Below are 19,582 nucleotides of genomic sequence, written 5' to 3'. Positions count from 1 at the left end.
TTAACTTAGAAAGGCTATGCAGCATATCATACAGCAATGAATGCATAATAAGGGCAGACCTATGAGGACAAAAGTTTGTAAAAGCTTTTTCATACAGAGCTTAAGAAAAACAAACATAGTAATAACTGTACTCTGCTTACTATTTATCTTAACCGGCTGTTCTAAAAATGAAAAGATTGACCCCAATGAATATATTCAATCAGTTTATCCAGAGTATGAGCAACTCGCGAAATTAGAGGATTCCACTGAACAAATGATTTTGTTTAAATCGCAGGATAGCTATGAACTTGTTCAGTTCAAGAAAAGGGGGAATTCCTTTACCTATGATGGAGGTCATATTACAAATTCTCCATATGGTTTAAAGTCAATAAAAGCAGAAGGAAAATTGTATATCATTGTATTTATTGATAATACCGTTGTAAAAGCAGACCGATTTTCAATACAATTAACCGCATCTGATAAGGATGAATATTTAATCTTAAGTTGCCCAAACCTATTAAAGAATGATAAATATATTATAAAATCATACGTAATGAGTGTAGCATATGACGAGGCTAAATCCATTATGTTTTATGATAAAAAAGGTACTCTGATACCTGAAGAGCGTATTCCTGATTTATGAGCAATCGTTAGGTTTTTTGATTGCGTACTGTTTAAAACTGATTTGAAAATATACAAGAAAGCCTCCCGTTATCTGGAGGCTTTCTTGTATTTATAAATCAGCTATATACATTTCGTGAAGGTGTGACACGGCTCAATTCTCAAAGAATACCGTTTTCATAATTTACAATGGACTACTATGAGTAATCAGGAAAATGAATCCAATATTGTATAAAAAGTCCTTGCCCTTGTTGTAAAACACTCTCATAGGATGTCACTCACACCTCGATATCAAAACTGCCGACATGCAGAAAGATGCCTGGCAGAGCAAACAGCAGATAGCTTACTCCATAGAGTGAAAACAGCGGATAGCGAAGAATGCCGGGAAACCAGCTCATCACATGAAAGACATAGGTGTCCAGCGCCAGCAGCGTATAACAGCCCATGATCAGAACACCCGCACCATACAGCCATATAAGGCCTCTCTGCTTAACGTGCAGACAAAGAAGAACACCCCTTGTCAGCAGAAAGGTGCCGAAAGCCAGTGAGAGACAGCGAATCATAGCCGGTAGTTCATTTGTACCTCCTGATATAAAAAGCAGAACACTGACGATTATGCATAGCCCGCCAGCGCCCAGATATAATTTCATATGCTGCATTTACCGAATGATATCGTGGATCAGCTTCTGCTTTTCCACCTTCTCCTGTGTGAAGACATAGGTCTGATAGAAGTCCTCCAGCCAGTGCTGCGGTAATGGATGATTGATGTGTACATAGGCAAGAATATCACCCTTATTTACATAGTCTCCATCCTTTTTGTTTAACACGATTCCGACAGCCGGATCAACCGGATCCTCCTTAACCATACGTCCTGCACCAAGCTTCATCGCCAGCGTCCCCAGCTCCAAAGCATGCAGCTCCTTCACATAGCCCTCTTCCCGCGATGTTACTTCCAAAATCTCTTTTGCCTGTGGTAGCAACTCTGGATGCAGAACCTGCTCTACATCCCCCTCCTGTGCCGCAACCATGGCAACCAGCTTTTCCAGCGCCTTTCCATTCTGAATGACTTCCAGCAGCTGTTTTCTTGCGTTCTCTTCATCTCTGGCTATTCCTGTCTGCATGAGCATGATGCTTCCGGCCTCCAGACACAGCTGTGTAAAATCCTCAGGCCCTTTTCCCTGTAGCGTTGCAATTGCCTCTTTTACCTCGAGTGCATTTCCGATGGCATTGCCCAACGGCTGATTCATGTTGCTGATCAGTGCCTTGACATCCTTGCCGAAATGGCTTCCGATGGCAATCATCGCTTCTGCCAGCTCCTTTGCTTTATCGCTTGTTTCCATGAAAGCACCCTCTCCGAATTTCACATCCAGAAGAATCGTATCAGAGCCTGCTGCCAGCTTCTTTGACATGATGCTGGATGCAATCAGAGGAATCGAGTTGACGGTAGCCGTCACATCGCGCAAAGCATACAGCTTTTTATCTGCCGGCACCAGTGTTGCGGTTTGTCCGATCAGTGCCAGACCGATATCATTCACCTGTGAAATAAACTGTTCCTGTGTCCGCATAACCTGAAAGCCGTTAACAGACTCCACCTTATCCAGCGTTCCGCCGGTATGTCCCAGTCCTCGACCGCTCATTTTCGCGACCTTGGCACCGCAGGCAGCTACCATTGGCGCAAGGGAAAGACTTGTTTTATCACCGACACCTCCGGTGGAATGCTTATCACATTTTCTTCCGGAAATCGCCGATAGATCAATCACATCTCCACTGTACAGCATTTCCTCTGTCAGCCAGGCTGTTTCCTGTGCATTCATACCATTAAAGTAAATCGCCATTAGCAGCGCACTGACCTGATAATCCGGAATATCTCCCCGGACATAACCGGTAATGAAAAAATGAAGCTCTTCCTTTGTCAGTGGCTGCTTCTGTTTCTTTTTTTCTATTAGATCGACAAAACGCATAAAGTTCCCTTCCTTCCTGCTTATCTTCTACGATAATGCATGATGCTGCATCCTTCTTTTTGTTCATTTGAAAGCAATCGGAAATCCCCAATGCAAAACGCCGGAAACCAGGTATCCCCTGTATACGATTGCTCGATTCGGGTAATCCACAGCTCATCTGCATATGCGATTGCTGCAGCGTAAATCTGTGCACCGCCGCATACATAGAGCACTTCCTCTTTCTTCTTCCATTCCCTGCAAAGTGCTTGCACATCACTGCAGGGGAGCACATCGCTATCGGACAGCGGCTTATGACCTGCGACATGCAGAATTCTATGATCCAGTCGTTTCGGCAGATGCTCATAGGTCACTCTCCCCATCAGCAAATGATGATGCAGTGTCAGCTGACGGAAATGAGCTAAATCTGCGGGGCAATGCCATGGCATTTTATGATTTGCGCCGATCAGCTGATTGGCGTCCATTGCAACGACAATACTGATCATGCCACATTCTTCAGGGCAGTGATTTCCTCTTCGCTCAGATACCGCCATTCCCCACTCGCAAGTGCTTCATCCAGCCGCAGCGGTCCCATGGCAATCCGCTTGAGATGGACAACCTCATTACCGATTGCATGCAGCATTCGCTTCACCTGATGAAATCTTCCCTCCTGGATATGCAGAAGGATTTGCGTGTCCTCCAGAATTTCCACACGAGCCGGAAGAACAGGTTCCTCATCCAGTACGATACTGCCGTTTTCCAGCTTCTTTTGATCACCTTCCTGCAGCAGCTGCGCCAGATCCACCAGATAGGTTTTTTCAACATGATGCTTGGGAGAGAGCAGACGATGCGCCAGCTTTCCGTCATTTGTGATCAGCAGCAGGCCCTCCGTATCCATGTCCAGTCGTCCGACCGGAAAACAATCCTTTGGCAAAAAGGCATCGATGCAGTCCAGCACGGTTTCATATGTGGGATCACTGGTGGCACTGACAACATCCTGCGGCTTGTTCAGCATGATATAGACAACAGCCTCATAATAGATTTCCTCTTTATCCAAACAAACGACATCCGCACCCTCCTGGATTTTCCTGTCATCCTTTCGGCATACCTCACCATTGACACTCACTCTTCCCTTGCGAATAGCCAGCTTGACCTCCTTGCGGGTACCCAAACCTGCATGAGCCAGATATTTATCCAGTCGCATATGCCTATCTCCTTCTTCCGCGCTTCAGTAAGCGGGACAGGTCAAGATGCAGAATGGTCTGCGGTATGGAAAAGAAGTACGTGATGCCAAAGTATACTAGCATTGCAAGACTTCCGTTGACCGCAAGCTGTAAAAGACTCAGCATCCGCCCGGAGCCATAGCCCTTCAAGCCAATCAAATCGCAGCCTCTTGCGACTGCAAACAGGGCTGCCATCGCCAAAAGGATAACCAGAAGCTTATGCAGCGTATATTTCCAGCGAATCTTATAGCGTGATGTCAATGCATAGATATCCAGAGTGATAAAAATCCCCATTGCAAGAATACTTGACATGACGACTCCCTGATAGCCGAAATATTTTAACAGTGGATAGGCCACCGAAAATTTCACCACCATCATGATGGCAAGGTTGCGGATATTCAGCCTGCGCAAGCCTACTGCCATTAACAGTGCCGTGAAAATCGGTCCGATGGTATTTAAAAACGCCTCGATGGAGAACCAGCTCAAAATATCGGCAAGCAGCTCCAGATTCTTCGGATCTGCCGGTGGAAACAAGATGGCATACAGCGGCTTTGCGTAAACAAACAGACAGAAGGAAATCGGCAGTCCGATATACAGGACGATATCCACACAGTCCCGGATATTTTTGCGTACCAGCTTCAGGTCATGATTGGTAAGTGCCGTAGTGATATGCGGTATGATGGCGGAGGAGAACCCCGGTGCCAGAATCATTGGGATGGACATCAGCTTTAAAACACCGTAATTGATAGAGCCGCTGATGAGTAAGATTTCCGCATCCGTATTGCCGTGCGCTTCAAGCCCCTTACTCAAAAACAGCGTGTTGACAATCGTATCGCTGTAGCCCAGTATCGCTACAATCAAATAAGGAAACGCAATGAAAACAAGCTCCTTAAGAATTTCTCTTCGATCATTGTTTCCGGCAACTTCCTGTGTTTTGGCTAGCCTCTTCAGCTCGCGCATCTGCTTTTTATCATACAGCTTCAGATGCATGATCGCCAGAATTGCCGATATACTGGTGGAAATCACACCGAAATACAGCGCCCATACCTGATCCTTATGCAATGCATATACCGCAATCGCACTGGCGCTCAGCAGAAATGCCACACGGGCAACCTGCTCCAGAACCTGTGACAGTGCATAAATTTCCATGTGCTTGAGTCCCTGATAGAAGCCGCGGATACTGGAAAGCAGCGGAACGAAAAACAGGGCAAAGGAAATCAGTATCAGTACCATCTGCATCGTTTTAACGCTGTCTCCTTCATCCGGCATAACAAGTGCAGCCAGCGGAGAGGAAAACAGAATTACGATAATCATCATCCCGAAGCCGAAGCAGGTCATCAGGGATGCGGACAGCTTTTTGATCAGCAGTGAGGTTTGATAGTCCCCTCTTGTGGAATATTTTGCGATCAATGTCGCAATCGCAAACGGAAAGCCTGCTGTACAGATATTCAGCAGATAGGAATATATATTGAAGGCTACTCCGTAATAGGCCAGATTGTCCGCTGTTCCCAGCATGGAATTATAAGGGACTGCATAGAACAATCCAATGAATTTTGCAAAAAAGATGCCGGCAGAGCTGATCAGCCCTCCTGCTATAATCGACTGCTTCCGTTTGGAAACATCCATATTCTTACTCATATAACGTATCCTTTCTAGTTCCCGTTAACCATTCGCCTCGTTATCCTTCTGTGCATAATTACATGTGAAGAATACACGGCTCGTATTAACCAGCTTGGAATCCTTCCAGGTTACCATAACCTGCAATGTAAACTGATCATGCTCGGATATACCGTCCAGAAAGATTTTACTGACAAAGTTACGCGCACCGTTTGCCTGATATGGAATCATGTTGAAGGAGGTTTTTGCGTCATCTCCCAGCAATCCCAGACACGGATAGACATTGCTGTTGCTGTCCAAGGCCGGATCTACAGCAATCGCCTGAATATTGTACATCGCCACGCGTGGATTGGAAATAATAATCTCATACTGATAGCTGTTGTCCTTCTGCTTAAATACAGAAAGCTTATAATCAAAGGGTATGATTTTGGATTCACTGCCCTTGTTGTTCAATACAGCGTCTACATAGCTCTCATAATTTTTTATGCTCTCCTGCTCTTCTTTATGCGCATCGCCGCAGCCGGTGAGCAGCAGGAAGCAGAGCAGACACCAAAGGGGGAATTTTCGCATGGAATCACCTCTCGAGATATTATACCATAAAGGCATTATTTAAGCCACATTTTATAATCATGCGGTACTTTATTTGTACATTTAGGATAACAATTGCGTACAAGCGGCAAAGGATGAAAAGCAAAAAATGCTGCATCCGTGTACAGCTGCTTACAGGCATCGGGTCGGAAATAAAAAAAGACCCGCCAAAGCGCAGACAGATTTCTACGCTATGATAAGTCTGTATCACCAGCAAGTTGCACAGCCTCAATGCTCAAGTATATCAGTATGTTTATGCAGTGCATAATCCATGCAAATCGGGTAGCCATGTTCCTCGTCCTGCACGATTTTCGCATGAATATCATACAGCTGCAGCAGCTGCTGTTCCCGGATAACCTCCTGTGCCTTCCCGCAGTATAGTGCCCTTCCCTGCTTCATGCCAATCACATGATCCGCAAATTTTGCGGCCTGATTCAGATCGTGGATAACCAGTATGATCGTCGTCTGCTCCTCCCTGTTTAAGTCTCTTAGCAGTTCCAGTATTTCCAGCTGATGGGCGATGTCCAGATAGGTTGTCGGCTCATCCAGCAGCAGAATACCGGTTTTCTGTGCCAGGGCCATGGCAATCCACACACGCTGCCGCTGCCCGCCGGATAATTCATTGACATAGGCATCCGCATGCACAAGAACTCCGGTCTTTTTCATAGCCCACGCGACAATCTCAAGATCCTGTCGATTCAGTGAACGCATCGTTTTCTGATAGGGAAAGCGGCCGTACTGCACCAGCTCTCGTACTCGCAGACCTTCCGGAACCAGCGGAGACTGCGGAAGAAGGGCAAGTCGCTTCGCCACCTGTCTGCGCTTCATTCCCTTCAGGGAAACACCATCCAGCAAAACCTCTCCCTTCTGCGGCGTGATGATACCGGCCATCGTCTTTAAAAGCGTTGATTTCCCACAGCCGTTTGGACCGATCATCATCGTGATTTTCCCCTCCGGTATCTGCAGGCTGACATCCTGCAGGATATTGCGCCCATCATATCCGGCATACAGATTGTGTACTTCTAGCATTGTGCTACCTCCTGTCGAGTTTCATCATCAGATAAATAAAATAGGGGATGCCGATCATGGAGACCAGAATTCCTGTCGGAATCTCCAGCGGTGAAAACAGATTTCTGGCCAGCATATCCGCAACAACCAGCAGTATGGAGCTGTTCAGTGCTGCAAGCGGAAGCAGCAGGCGATGCCGCATACCGGTAATACGCAGTGCAATCTGGGGACCCAGCAGTCCCAGAAACGCAATATTTCCTGCCACAGCCGTTGCCAGAGCCGCAAGCGCCGCACTGGCTGCCAGAAACAGTATCCGTGTCCGCCGGGTAGATACGCCTAGTGCTGTTGCCCCTTCATCACCAAGCGAAAGGATGTCCAGCGTTCTGCTGTGTGTCCATACCAGCCCTGTAAGGAACAGAATGAGCGGTGCACTGACAAGAATATAACGCCAGCTGCTTCCCCACAAGGAGCCGTTGGTCCACATCAGCACCTGATTATAATCTCCTCTGCTCATTTGCAGCTGATAAAAGCTGATCACTGCGGTAATTCCTGCATTGACACCGACACCGGTGAGTAAAAAGCGAATCGGGCGGATTCCCTTGCGCCATGAATACGCATATAGAAAGGCCGTAGTGCAAAATGCTCCGGCTATGGCAAGCAGCGGCATGAACAGCACCTTTACATTGGAAAGGGAGCTGTAGTATGCGTTCGCTCCATACGAAATCCACAAGACCACAAACAGTGCACTGCCCGCATTGATACCGATCATACCGGGCTCTGCAAGCGGATTTTTCGTAATTCCCTGTAGTATGGCGCCGGATACACCGAGCGCACTTCCAACAAGAATCGCAAGTACGATACGCGGAAGCCGTATCTGAAAGACTGCAAATGCATGGGTGCTGCTTCCCCCGCCCAGCAGCGTCCGCAATACGTCGGAAGGGCTGATTGCAAAGCTGCCGACCATGATGGAAAGTGCAGCGGCAGCAAGCAGTACGAACAAACAAAAACCAATTATCCAAAATCGTTTACGCATCAGCCGCACTCCTTTCTCACCAGCAGCAAAAACACAGGTATTCCCAGCAGGGCAGTAAACAAGCCGACCGGCAGCTCATAGGGCGCACTCAGTGTTCTGGCAGCAATATCGGAAAACACCATAAGCACACTTCCAAACAAAAAGCTGAGAGGGAGTGTATGACGAATGTCCCGCGAGAGCATGCTGCGCAGAATATGCGGAACAAACAGTCCGACAAAGCCGATATTGCCGGCAACTGCCACGCACATTGCACAAAGCGGAATCATCACCAGTATGACCTTCTTTTTTAATCCGGCAGCATCAATGCCAAGGGAAATGGCAGCTTCATCACCGAGGGAAAGAAGATTGACCTTACCGCTCAGCAGCAGAAAGCTGCCCATACAGACAAGCGTGACAATCCCCAAACCGATGACGGCACCCCAGTCGGCCTGCCGAAAGCCTCCGGCAATCCAGAAGGCCAGCTCCTGCGAGCGATTTTGTATAAGTGCACTCAGGGAAGCCGCAGATAGAAAGAAAATGCTCAGAGCACTGCCCGCCAGAAGGATACGCGATACATCCGGATGTCCGGCATATTTAACAGCAAACAGAAACACCAGAAGACCACTGAAGCCGGCACCTGCAAGTGCTGTCCAGAAATTACCAGCCGCAGTAAGCAAAGGAAGCATGGGGGCGATTGCCACAAACATAACCGAGCCCTGCGTGATACCGAGAATGGATGGCTCTGCAATCGGATTACGCAAAATTCCCTGCATCATTACACCGCTGGCTGCAAGCAGTCCTCCCGTCAGTAAGGCACTCAGCGCACGCGGCAGACGCACATCGCGAATCAGCTGATCATGAAGCGTTCCCTGATAATCGAACAGAGCATGCAGGACATCATCGAATGGAATATCCTTCGCTCCCGCCAGAACCGATAAGACAATGCCAAGAAGCAACAGCAGAATGCCGCTTGCCGTCGCTATCAGAATCCTCTTGCGCATCTTACTTTACCAGCAGGCTTTGAACCTCATCCAGAAACACGTCTCTTCCGATACTGCTGTATCCGATATTGAAATACGGACTCGATGGCAGTTCAAGCACTCTGTTGTTTTTCACTGCCTGCATTGATTTATAGATGCTATTCTTTTTCAGGGCCTTCATATCAGCATCCGTACCGACAACGATAAGATGATCGGCATCCAGATCCGCCAGTCCCTCATAGGAAATAACGGGAAGACTGATGGAATCCTGCCGCGGCATATTGGCAGGCTTCTTCAGGCCCATATCTTCATAGAGAACACTTCCGATACCAGCTGCATCAAATACAAACAGCTGTCCCCCGCTTGCCAGCAGCGCCAGATAGGTGGTATCCTCACCATTCGCCTTGCGTACGGCAGCGCCGGCCTTCTTCGCTTTTTCATCATAGCTCTTCAGCCATGATGCAGCACGGTCCTCCTGCTGCATCATACGGGCAAAGGTATTCACATCCTGCCGCCAGTCTGTCTGTGCCAGCTCCACCATAAGCGTCGGCGCAATTTTTTTCAGCTGCTCATACATTTTTTCCTGCACGCCAGAGATAATGATCAAATCCGGATGGAGTTCCAGGATACCCTCGATGTCCATGGTATCCTGCATACTGTAGCCAAGAATTTTCGCACCCTGTAACGGCTCCTGAAGATAGGTTGGCAATTGGGTGTAATCATAGGCATCCGAATTTGCCGTACCGGCAACGGAATATCCTAGCAGAGATAAAATATCACTATTTCCGCTTAGATCAACGATACGCTTCGGCTCTGCCGGAATTGCCACCTCTCCCTTCGCATCCCTTACCGTTATTGTTTTATCGCTTGAAGATGCCTCCTGTCTGCCTTGGCACCCGCTCACAAAGCCAAGTGTCACAAGAAGCATACAAAGCATCCCGATTGTCTTTTTCATAGATGTCCTCCTTCATTCTGTTAGCTTATTCTAACTTACGTGTGCCATTATAGCAAATCGCTCCTGTTCCTGCAAGCATTTCACCCGCTTTCCATATTTTAACAGCCAACCGCTGCCATGCAGCCGGATAAGAAGGTGCAGGCTCTTTTCGATATGTATGCGAATACGAATCGACTGCGTATGGGTATGCGTATGTCATTTAAACAGTGTCCAGTGTACTGTACATGACCATACCCATAGCACCTCATAAGAAACAACGAAAATAAAACAGCCCCGGGGACTGTTTTATTTTGTACATCTGCAGCGGAAGGATTTGCATTCCGTTTCGTGACAATCATTTGGATGAACACAGTTATCACAGCATACGCTGATGGTTTCTGCGTTACAGCATGCATCCTTGTTATAAACACAATTGTGTACGCTGCATAAAATTTCGGTTTTTTTCTGCATGGTTTACACCTCCACGCTGTTAGTATGAACCATTGTCTGAAATCTATGTGCTGAAAATCACCATCGCACTGAAACAGTAAATCTGTTCCTCTTCAAAATCACTCACGGCTGTTGAGAACTTTATATCCAGCAGACGGATATCCGCATGCTCCTGAAGCCAGACATTGACCGCCTCTGTCAAATCATCCTCATGCTCCTCATCAAACACCTTGATCTGTACCATTGTATCACCGATTCCATCCTATCAGCTCAATCCTTCAGTCGGTGTCGATTTTTCGTAAAATACTCCTGAATTCTGTTTTCTGCTGCTTCACTGACAGCGACCAGTGGCAATCGCAGGATATTTTCACACTCATCCTGCAGATGCAGCATATATTTCACCGGTGCCGGCGATGCTTCTGTAAATGTCAAAGACGCCAGCTCATAGAGCCTCCTGCGCATTCTGTTATCGACGCGCTCATCATCGCAGAAAATCCGCAGCTCCTTCATGCATACATGACCCATGACGGAGATAAGTCCATCCATACCGGCATCAAGACCCTCATCGAAGAAGCCGTCCTCCCCGCTGTAAATCAGAAAATTCGGATGCTGCTGCTTCAGCCTGCGCACCATATCCAGATTGGAACAGGCCTGCTTTAATGCTGTTATGTTCCTGTGCTTCTCAATAAGGGCATGTACGGTTTCATAGGTAAGCTCCACCCCGGTTCTCGATGGTACGTTATACAGCATGATGTTCGTATCCACAGCAGAAGCAACTGCGTCATAATGGGCATACAGCCCGGCGGCATTCGGCTTGCTGTAATACGGCGTTACAATCAATACACCGTCAATTGCCTCCTTCTGCGCCTCCCTGCATGCCAGAATCGTCGCAGCTGTATCATTGCTGCCGCAGCCATACCATATCTCTGCGCGATGCTTCACGCGTTTGATGACATGGCGAAGAATGGAAAGCTTCTCGTTATGAGAGAGTGTCGGTGTTTCTGCCGTTGTCCCGCATACGATGAAGCCGTCGCACCCCTCCTTCAAAAGCCGGTGAAGGATGCGGTCCATCGATTTGTAGTCCACTTTGTTATCCCTGGTAAACGGTGTAACCAAAGCAACCATCAGTTTTTTCATAGTTTATCTGCCTCCCAGTAAGATTGGCTGCAGCTGTCTGTCGTTTAAGGCCTGATCCATCGTCTGCTCCATCAGCTCCCAGTCGGACACAATGCTTCGCTCCTTGGAAAAAGGGGCATCCTGTCGAAACGGTATGATATAAAAATGCTTCATATTGATCAGAGAAAAGATATTCACCCCGCTGATTCCCAGACCGTCATTCGTCGCGATGCCGAATACGATATTCCGCTGATTGCGAATCATGGCCTTTGCAGACAGTGTAACCGGATGATCGTAAATACCATGTGCCATCTTTGCTGCAACAGTGGCTGTCATGGGTGCAATCACCATTATATCATATGCGTTTGCCGGCCCAACTTTCTCTGCTTCCACGATTGTATGGATGATGTCGTGTTTTGTCACATCCTTTACTTTTCCCAGGAATACGTCCTTATCGAAAAAACGGGTGGAGCACGTATATACATTTTCACTGACGACAGCCGTCACATCGTTGCGCTCACACAGTGCTGTCAGCTGCTCGAGAACTGCCGCATGGTTACAGAAAGAGCCGCAGATACCGAACAGAATGCGTTTATTTTCCATTGTTCAGTTTCCCCCTTATACATTCCGCGATAATATTTCCTGCACTGATGCAGGCAAAGCGTCCCGGCAGATTTCCCGCCTTGATCACGGTAATACCTTCCTCATGTGCCGCCTTGAGATCAATCAGATCCGGTGTGGATATATCGATGATGACCGGCTTGTTTTTCCAGCTGCGCATTCTGGATGGTGCAATCATGACACCCGTTGCCGTATGGATGATAACATCACCGCAGGTTTCCCAATCACGAACCGGCAGAAAGTCCCCCTCCTTTTTACAATCCCTTCGTATGATGCGAACACGGACATGCAAATTCTTCAGCATGTCATAAATCACCTGTCCGCAATGACCATATCCGACAATATCGACCTGTATATCGTAAATGCTCTTACAGATACAGCTGATCAGCTCATTCAGCACACCCTCAGCCGTCAATACCGCATTTTCATGAATCACGCTCTCCTCCAGCATGTAATAGATTTTTCGCTGCGGCAGAGCATCCAGCACTGCATTTCGAATTCCGCAAAACAACAGACAATCCTTACCCTGCATTTCGTAAAAGGCGTGCGGTATGTGAATCGCCTGTTCCTGTATGCGGACATATCCAAACTCATCGACGCCCTTTACCGGGAAGACCACTGCCTGATACTGTGGTAGATTCAGGAAATCCGTTTGTGCATCCAGACGATCTACCATAAAGTCCCTGGACAGATTGTCATATACCTGTATCATTCTTTCATCACTGCATATCACTGCAATTTTCACACTATCCCTCCTTACGCCATTGTATGTCGCAAACAGGCTTTTGCCATTAGGAAAGCCGTTTGCGCATAGAAATAGAAGGAATTTCGTGTCGTAATTCATCAAGGCTTCACAAAAAAAGCAGACTGCAATAGATTCTTCGTACTGCAGTCTGCTATCTTCTTTTCTCAGCTCTATTTCTGTGAAATCACAAAATAATTCCGTTTTCCCTTTTTGATCAGTGTACGTCCCTTCGAGATGGCATTTTTAGAGGATACGATAAACTCCACATCCTTCACCTTATCCCCGTTGATCTGAATAGAGCCCTGATTGATCCATTCTCTGGCTTCCCGCTTGCTGCTTGCAATACCGGCCTGCACCAGTGTATCCGTCAGAGTCAGCTCATCAGCAATTTCCGCGGCTTCAAAGCCCTTCAAAGCATCCTGCAGCTCTCCTGCATCCAGCTCCTTGATATTTCCCTTAAACAGCGCGTTGGTGATTTTTAACGCCTTGTTGTATTCCTCCTCCCCATGCAGGAAGGTAACAACCTCTTTCGCCAGTGTTTTCTGTGCCTCTCTGAAATGCGGCTCGGTTTTCACCTTTTCCTCCAGTGCGTCGATTTCCTCCTTGCTCAGGAAGGTCAGCTTCTTCAGGTAATCAATTACCTTTTCATCCTCGGAATTTACGAGGAACTGATACATTTCATACGCACTTGTTTTATGTTTATCCAGCCATACCGTACCGGACTCACTCTTTCCAAATTTCGTACCGTCAGCCTTGGTAATCAGCGGCATCGTCAGTCCATAGCACTCCACATCCGCACCATGCTTCTTGCGAATCAGCTCCAGACCGCTTGTGATATTTCCCCACTGATCCTGTCCGCCAAGCTGCAGTGTACACCCCTTATCCTCATACAGATGTAAAAAGTCCAGTGCCTGTAAAATCATGTAGGAGAATTCCGTATAGCTGATACCGGCATCCAGACGGCGTTTTACCGTTTCCTTGTTGATCATGTAGTTGACATTGAAGTATTTTCCATAATCCCGCAGGAAATCAATCACGGAAATATCCTTTGTCCAATCCAGATTATTGACCATTTCAAAGCCGAACAGCGCTTCAATCTGCTTGCTCAGACACTGGTAATTGTGCTCCAGCACTTCCTTTGTCAGCATATTGCGTTCACCGCTTGCCTTCGGATCACCGATAAATCCGGTTGCGCCTCCAACCAGCATGATTGGGTGGTGCCCATGCTCCTTTAATCGTTTTGCACACAGCAAAGAGGAGTAGTGTCCGATATGCAGGGAATCACCGGTCGGATCGGTTCCGATATAGAAGGTCAGTCCTCCGTTGTTCAGTTTCTCTTCCAGCTGTGGACTTGTCACATCATTGATCAGTCCGCGGTATTTCAATTCATCAAATAATTTCATCATCGTCTTCCTTTCTGAAATAAAAAAACGTCCCTGTCATCCAAGGACGCAACATAGCGTGGTACCACCTTAGTTCTTCTTTACAGAAGCACTCAATGCCATAACGGGGCAGTCCGGTCTACCTTTGCAGTAGACAGCTCCAAGGTGTATTTCTCAAGGCATCCCGCAGCTTTTCACCAGCCAGCCGCTCTCTGAAGGGATTATCCCCAAGCTCTTTTCTTATCAACGCTTTCCTTATTCAGGATATCTGTTATTGTAAAAATTGTCAATCCTATTTTGTAGATTTTCTCGGTGTATAGATATAGCTCAGCTCGATTTCCTTATCGGTAACTTCGTTTTCATCGTGCAGCATCTTTGTCAACAGACGCATTGCCACAGCTCCTAAATCATAATCCGGAATCTTAAATCCGGAAATCTGCGGACGTGCCATTGCATTGTATTTGCTGTCCAGAATACAGATCAATTCCATTTCATCCGGAATACTGATACCTGCTTCCTTTGCAGTATTCATCACGGCCATCGCCTGGGAATCACGATAGGTAATCACGACATCATGGCGAATTCCCTGCTTCATGTATTCCTTCAGGAACAGATAGGAGGAACGGTATTCCTTTGGAATCTGAATAAAGCTTTCAAATTTCATCCCCTGTTCTTCAAATGCTCTGTTTAAGCCGTCCAGCAGCTGCTTGATCATCTGCGGGTTCTTGCGGTCCTCCACCAGTGCAATATTTTTCTTGCCTTGCTTGATGCAGCCGCTTGCATATTCATATACAAGGTTCGCATAATCCACGTAGACGCTGCCCACGGTATCATCACTCATCTTATTACCGATGACAACGATCGGTACCTGATATCTGGTCAGCTGGTTCAATTCTTCCTTATTCAGCTTGTCATTGAAAATCACAACACCGTCCACACGGGATTTGATGATATTTTCAATGATATCGTTCATCTCCGTGATACCCTCGGTTGTGGTATGCAGCATGATGTTGTATTTATATATTTTTGCCACATCGATCAGACCATTGATGATCTGTCCGGTATAGAAATAGCTTGCCTCCGGAACAATCAGCGCAATCGTTGTGGTTTTCTGCAATGCCAGTCCCTGTGCGATTGCATTCGGCTTGTAGCCCAGCTTTTCTATAGCTTCCTGTACCTTGATACGGGTATCCTCACGCACGACCTCTGAACCGTTGATTACACGGGATACTGTTGCCAGAGATACATCGGCTTCCTTTGCTACATCATAAATCGTAATTCTTTTCATAACCTGTTATCCCTTCCGACTGTCGTCTTCATCTGTGTCCAAGACACGCTTCAGTCCCTGAAATGCCGCCTCCGCAGCCTTCAGTGTTCCTTTTTTCAGCTTTCTTACACCCTTTTTCACCTGCTCGTCATTGCGAATGGTATCCACCGTATCCGCGACAGCATGAACAGAGCGGCGTACATATTCGTTTTGGCGAACCTCCTGTATGCCTTCCTGCACATAGCCTGCAAGCTTATCCGCTGCAGCTGCAGCTTTTTCTCTGCCCGCCTGTACATCCTCACGCTGCGTAAATCGCTGCAGACGATTCTGTGTTGTCGCAAGAAGCCTCTGTGTATCTTGTTTCAAACGTTCCATTCGCTCGTTCACTTCCATGGAATCCGCATGCTCGTTCAGCCAGTCACGCATTTCCTGAAAAAGGCGCTGCAGCTGTTTGGCAGCATCATCCAGAATTTTCTTTGAACGCCCGTTCTCATCATCGTCACATTCCATGGTGATAATGGTGAATTTCGCTTTCTGTTCCAGATCTTCGACTTCTTTTTCTCGTTCGTTATCCATGATTATTCACTCACTCCATCCTCTTCATCATGATCGTCTTCCTTCTTCATACCGGCAAACACCCAGTCCTTGATGGAAGAAAAATTCTCTATGACAGCTACCAGAGTGGAACGTACCGCATGCTTGCTCGCCTCATGAACACAATCTACCGTTTCACTCAGCTCATTCAGCGTATTCAGCGGCTTGTCCAGTGTTTCTAATTGCCGGTTTGTCGTTTCCAGCGTCTTTGACATTTTCACAACGGCATCATTCGCATTTTTCAGCAGTACAATCAGATGCTTTACAAAAACAGCGAGGAAAATAAGCACAACAACACCACAGATCGGCAATGCCTTGCTGGCGACACTGCTTGTTAATTCCAATAATTGATCTAAACCCATAGAAACACCTCTTTATTTATTCTAAAACAATTTGTAAGTTTTTTCAACTTCTATTGAAAAGTTTTTACAATATTTTTTAATTTGTATATATCCTTGCTGCTCATAAACAGATATACGGCCGGACCGCGCTGTGCAAGCATTCTTGCCGCTTCCTCATCCTCATTGATGACAGTCGCCTTCTCACATTTATCCGCAAGGTCCGAAATCGTGATATCAATACCGTCTTCTCTTGCGGCATTCTCCGGAAAATGACACAGATACACTTCATCCGCCTGATTCAGCTCTTCCGCAAAGCGATCCATGAAATAATAGATACGGGAATAGCGATCCGGCTTGAACAGGGCAATTACCTTCTTCCCCGGATACTTGATGCGTGCCGCCTCGATCATATATTTCACTGCAGTGGGGTGATGTGCATAATCATCGATATATACATTATCCCCGTTTTCTTCGATTGTAAACCTGCGTTTTACACCGGGAAAGCTTTGCAGACCCTCCTGCAGCAATTCCCCGCTCAGTCCCTCCATGATACCGATAGCGATAACGCCCAGACTGTTCCACAGCAGTGGCTTACCGACAAAGGGCAGATCAAAATGTGCAAACAGCTTCTTGCGATACAGCACATCAAACTGCATGCCGTCCTCATGTTGCTTCACATGCACCGCCTGCACATCGTTGTGATCCTTTAAGCCGTAATATAAATGTTCTGTTTTCACATGCAGGGAGCGCACAGCCGCATCGTCTCCGAAGAGCACGACACCCTTTTGAATCTGATTCGCAAAGGCTTCAAATGCGTCGCAGTAGTCCTCCATGTCCTTATAATAATCGACATGATCCAGCTCGATATTGGTAATGATGGCATATTCCGGCTTATATGCCAGAAAATGACGCTGATACTCACAGGATTCCAGCACAAAATAACGGCTGTCCTTCGGCATTTCTCCGGTTCCATCACCAATCAGATAACCGGTTGGCGCCGCCAGACTCATTACGTGGGAAAGCATGCCGGTCGTTGTCGTTTTGCCATGTGTACCCGCTACGGATATCGATGTGTATTCCTTCGCAAGACTGCCGAGGAACTCATGATACCAGTAGGTTTTCACAGTATCCATAGCCAGGGCTTTTTTCACCTCCGGATTGGATTCATTAAAAGCATTTCCGATAATCACGGTATCTCCCTCATGAATATTATCTGCGGAAAATGACGTAATCGGAATATGACGCTCCTCCAGTGGCTGCTGGGTAAATATATATTTTTCAATATCGGAACCGCTGACCTCATCTCCGCGATCTGCAACGATCGTCGCAAGAGATGCCATCCCGCTCCCTTTAATTCCAATGAAATGATAATGCATAAGAAACACCTCTTTTACTCTTTATCGCTTGCATCATCAACGCTGCTGATCGGTGTAGATTCTCCAAACAGAGAAATCTGCATCAGATCATCGCCGTCCTCACCTGGTGTTTTCTCGATCATATCCTCAAGCGGAACGCTGTTGATTTCTTCCTCCAGGTCGTATTTTTCAACCTCCTGCTGTGGAAGCTCTTCCTTTTTCAGCTTTTCTTTTTCTTCGATTTTTTCCTGTGCCTTTGCCTCAAATTCCTCCAGCTCGCCGACACCGTAGTATGGTGAGATAATGGTTCCTAAAGGATTTTTTTTCTTTGAGCGCTGCGGCAGTGGGGCTGCACTTTTCTTTTTCGGCTTGCTTTCCTCTTCACTGGAACCGAAAATCGGAGATATGACTGGAGAAAACTCAAACTCCTTTTTCTCCTCGCGCTTCACAGGCTTCTTCACACGCAACGGCTCCTCACTCAAAACGATTGCTTCCTTTTCCTTCTCCTTCGGCTTTTCCTCCAGATCAATGGTCACAAACTTCTTTTCTTCCTTTTTCGGCTCCTTCGCTGCGGCTGCATGCGGATTGAAATAAGACTCCATCTGCACATGCGTTTTTTCTTCCTCTACGACAGGAGAAGCCGTTGCTTTCTTTTGCTTTTCATTGATTTCAATCGGTTGCAGTTCATCCTCTGCCAGAACCTCGGCATCCGCTTCTTCAAACAGAAGGCCTGCAAGTTTTTTAAATACTGACATACATCATCGTCCTTTCGCTATTTCTGGGCAGCCAGAAAGTCGTTGATCTCTTTTTCAGTTTTTCTCAGCTTGGAAACAAAGCGGCCGCTTTCCTTACCGTCCTTGTAGGCAACAAAGCTTGGAATCCCCATTACCATCAGTGCCTGACAGATATCGATATTTTCATCGCGGTCCACATAATAAAACGTGTAGTCGCTGAATGCCTCTACCAGCTTCGGCATAAACGGCTCAATAAAGCGGCAGTCCGGACACCAGTTCGCAGAAAATGTAAAAACGCTGACACCGCCTTTAGCGGCAGCCTCCTGAAATTCCTCCATGGAATGTATTGCAGTCATATATTCTTTCATCGTATCGCTCCTTTTTTAGTATTCTATCCTATTTCTCAGGGAAAGGTGCATCCTTTTCCTTACCGTTCTTCACAAAAACCGCCCGATAGATCGGTTGTCCCTTTTCCAGAAAACGCCGTTCGTATTCCGTTATGACATCCTCTGCATGCTCCTCGCGGCGATAGTCAACGCTGACTTCCTTCAGCCGCCAGCCCTCCTCCTGAAATTCCATGAGCGAATATTCAAACAGAGCACTGTTGTCCGTTTTCATCTGAATTTCGCCATCCGGCTTCAGAATGTGTGCATAGCGCGCAATGAAGGCATGATTGGACAAGCGCTTTTTATGGGCGCGCTTTTTCGGCCAGGGATCGGAAAAATTCAAATGGATCACATCGACCTCTCCCTGTGCAAACCAGGTGTCGATCACCTCGGCATCTCCCTGAATATACAGCATGTTGTCCGGCTGCTGTTCCAGCTGGGTATACTTGCGTACAGCCAGGGCAGCCACATTGATGTTTTTTTCAACGCCGACCCATGCAATATCCGGATACTTCTGTGCCATCTGCACCCAGTAATCCCCCTTGCCGGTTCCGATTTCCACATGCAGCTCTGCTCGCTTCAGGGTCTGCTTCCAGGCTCCGGCAAGTGCCGACGCATCTGGAACCACAACCTCCTGCTCTTTCAGAAAATCCTGGGCCCAGGGCAGTTTTCGCATTCTCATATTCGTTTAC

24 protein-coding genes and 1 other annotated feature are annotated in these 19,582 nt (G+C 47.1%); of the genes, 1 reads left to right on the top strand and 23 read right to left on the bottom strand.

The features are described from left to right. Nucleotides 1–61 precede the first annotated feature (61 nt). A complete protein-coding gene (locus tag G4D54_10020) occupies nt 62–622 on the top strand; it encodes a hypothetical protein (GenBank protein ID QJA02747.1) in 561 nt (186 codons plus the stop codon). Nucleotides 623–878: 256 nt separating this feature from the next. On the opposite strand, the gene G4D54_10015 is transcribed toward G4D54_10020, so the two are convergent. From G4D54_10015 to trmB, 23 genes are all read right to left on the bottom strand, one after another. Continuing rightward, entirely contained in the window at nt 879–1,163 is a 285-nt protein-coding gene (locus tag G4D54_10015; protein ID QJA05184.1) for a hypothetical protein, read from the bottom strand. A 96-nt stretch (nt 1,164–1,259) separates the two neighbouring features. Next, the gene (locus G4D54_10010; protein ID QJA02746.1) at nt 1,260–2,561 is read right to left on the bottom strand and encodes a pyrimidine-nucleoside phosphorylase; all 1,302 of its coding nucleotides are present in this window, start codon (nt 2,559–2,561) and stop codon (nt 1,260–1,262) included. A 20-nt stretch (nt 2,562–2,581) separates the two neighbouring features. After that, entirely contained in the window at nt 2,582–3,043 is a 462-nt protein-coding gene (locus G4D54_10005) for a dihydrofolate reductase (GenBank protein ID QJA02745.1), read from the bottom strand. Then, entirely contained in the window at nt 3,040–3,741 is a 702-nt protein-coding gene (locus G4D54_10000) for an rRNA pseudouridine synthase (GenBank protein QJA02744.1), read from the bottom strand. The genes G4D54_10005 and G4D54_10000 overlap by 4 nt, the downstream gene beginning before the upstream one ends. A 4-nt stretch (nt 3,742–3,745) precedes the next feature. Next, nucleotides 3,746–5,398, bottom strand: coding sequence for an oligosaccharide flippase family protein (locus G4D54_09995; protein QJA02743.1), 1,653 nt, complete (start codon nt 5,396–5,398; stop codon nt 3,746–3,748). A gap of 24 nt (nt 5,399–5,422) precedes the next feature. After that, complete coding sequence (locus G4D54_09990; protein QJA02742.1) at nt 5,423–5,947, bottom strand: hypothetical protein; 525 nt, start codon at nt 5,945–5,947, stop codon at nt 5,423–5,425. A 246-nt stretch (nt 5,948–6,193) separates the two neighbouring features. Then, entirely contained in the window at nt 6,194–6,994 is an 801-nt protein-coding gene (locus G4D54_09985) for an ABC transporter ATP-binding protein (protein ID QJA02741.1), read from the bottom strand. A 4-nt stretch (nt 6,995–6,998) separates the two neighbouring features. Beyond that, nucleotides 6,999–8,006 carry an iron ABC transporter permease gene (locus tag G4D54_09980; GenBank protein QJA02740.1) on the bottom strand — a complete coding sequence of 336 codons (1,008 nt, stop codon included), beginning with the start codon at nt 8,004–8,006 and terminating at the stop codon, nt 6,999–7,001. Then, on the bottom strand, nt 8,006–8,986 hold the full coding sequence (locus G4D54_09975) for an iron ABC transporter permease (GenBank protein QJA02739.1): 981 nt from the start codon (nt 8,984–8,986) through the stop codon (nt 8,006–8,008). The genes G4D54_09980 and G4D54_09975 overlap by 1 nt, the downstream gene beginning before the upstream one ends. A 1-nt stretch (nt 8,987) precedes the next feature. Further along, nucleotides 8,988–9,920: an ABC transporter substrate-binding protein gene (locus G4D54_09970; GenBank protein ID QJA02738.1), complete on the bottom strand. Its 933-nt coding sequence runs from the start codon at nt 9,918–9,920 to the stop codon at nt 8,988–8,990. A 285-nt stretch (nt 9,921–10,205) separates the two neighbouring features. Further along, nucleotides 10,206–10,370: a DUF1540 domain-containing protein gene (locus tag G4D54_09965; protein ID QJA02737.1), complete on the bottom strand. Its 165-nt coding sequence runs from the start codon at nt 10,368–10,370 to the stop codon at nt 10,206–10,208. A 43-nt stretch (nt 10,371–10,413) separates the two neighbouring features. Next, complete coding sequence (locus G4D54_09960; GenBank protein QJA02736.1) at nt 10,414–10,593, bottom strand: sporulation protein Cse60; 180 nt, start codon at nt 10,591–10,593, stop codon at nt 10,414–10,416. 26 nt (nt 10,594–10,619) lie between these two features. Further along, nucleotides 10,620–11,486: a 4-hydroxy-tetrahydrodipicolinate synthase gene (gene dapA, locus G4D54_09955; GenBank protein ID QJA02735.1), complete on the bottom strand. Its 867-nt coding sequence runs from the start codon at nt 11,484–11,486 to the stop codon at nt 10,620–10,622. Nucleotides 11,487–11,489: 3 nt separating this feature from the next. Next, nucleotides 11,490–12,068: a dipicolinate synthase subunit B gene (locus G4D54_09950; GenBank protein QJA02734.1), complete on the bottom strand. Its 579-nt coding sequence runs from the start codon at nt 12,066–12,068 to the stop codon at nt 11,490–11,492. Then, a complete protein-coding gene (locus tag G4D54_09945) occupies nt 12,058–12,831 on the bottom strand; it encodes a hypothetical protein (GenBank protein QJA02733.1) in 774 nt (257 codons plus the stop codon). The genes G4D54_09950 and G4D54_09945 overlap by 11 nt, the downstream gene beginning before the upstream one ends. Before the next feature lie 170 nt (nt 12,832–13,001). Next, nucleotides 13,002–14,234 (bottom strand): tyrosine--tRNA ligase, encoded by a 1,233-nt coding sequence (locus G4D54_09940; protein QJA02732.1) that lies wholly within the window; start codon nt 14,232–14,234, stop codon nt 13,002–13,004. A 39-nt stretch (nt 14,235–14,273) separates the two neighbouring features. Further along, nucleotides 14,274–14,469 (bottom strand) — a binding site (T-box leader). Nucleotides 14,470–14,505: 36 nt separating this feature from the next. After that, the gene (locus G4D54_09935; protein ID QJA02731.1) at nt 14,506–15,501 is read right to left on the bottom strand and encodes a LacI family transcriptional regulator; all 996 of its coding nucleotides are present in this window, start codon (nt 15,499–15,501) and stop codon (nt 14,506–14,508) included. Between the two features lie 6 nt (nt 15,502–15,507). Then, on the bottom strand, nt 15,508–16,056 hold the full coding sequence (locus tag G4D54_09930) for a hypothetical protein (GenBank protein ID QJA02730.1): 549 nt from the start codon (nt 16,054–16,056) through the stop codon (nt 15,508–15,510). 2 nt (nt 16,057–16,058) lie between these two features. Continuing rightward, nucleotides 16,059–16,436: a histidine kinase gene (locus tag G4D54_09925; GenBank protein ID QJA02729.1), complete on the bottom strand. Its 378-nt coding sequence runs from the start codon at nt 16,434–16,436 to the stop codon at nt 16,059–16,061. 50 nt (nt 16,437–16,486) lie between these two features. Then, complete coding sequence (gene murC, locus G4D54_09920) at nt 16,487–17,791, bottom strand: UDP-N-acetylmuramate--L-alanine ligase (GenBank protein ID QJA02728.1); 1,305 nt, start codon at nt 17,789–17,791, stop codon at nt 16,487–16,489. A 14-nt stretch (nt 17,792–17,805) separates the two neighbouring features. After that, nucleotides 17,806–18,525 (bottom strand): internalin, encoded by a 720-nt coding sequence (locus G4D54_09915; GenBank protein QJA02727.1) that lies wholly within the window; start codon nt 18,523–18,525, stop codon nt 17,806–17,808. 17 nt (nt 18,526–18,542) lie between these two features. Then, complete coding sequence (locus G4D54_09910) at nt 18,543–18,872, bottom strand: thioredoxin family protein (GenBank protein ID QJA02726.1); 330 nt, start codon at nt 18,870–18,872, stop codon at nt 18,543–18,545. Between the two features lie 28 nt (nt 18,873–18,900). Continuing rightward, nucleotides 18,901–19,572, bottom strand: a complete 672-nt coding sequence (gene trmB / locus G4D54_09905; GenBank protein QJA02725.1) for a tRNA (guanosine(46)-N7)-methyltransferase TrmB — start codon at nt 19,570–19,572, stop codon at nt 18,901–18,903. Between the last annotated feature and the right edge of the window lie 10 nt (nt 19,573–19,582).

Source organism: [Clostridium] innocuum, assembly GCA_012317185.1.
GTDB classification, from domain to species: domain Bacteria; phylum Bacillota_I; class Bacilli_A; order Erysipelotrichales; family Erysipelotrichaceae; genus Clostridium_AQ; species Clostridium_AQ innocuum.
The sequence above is the reverse complement of the archived record's forward strand: the minus strand, read 5'-3'. Positions and strand labels throughout refer to the sequence as shown.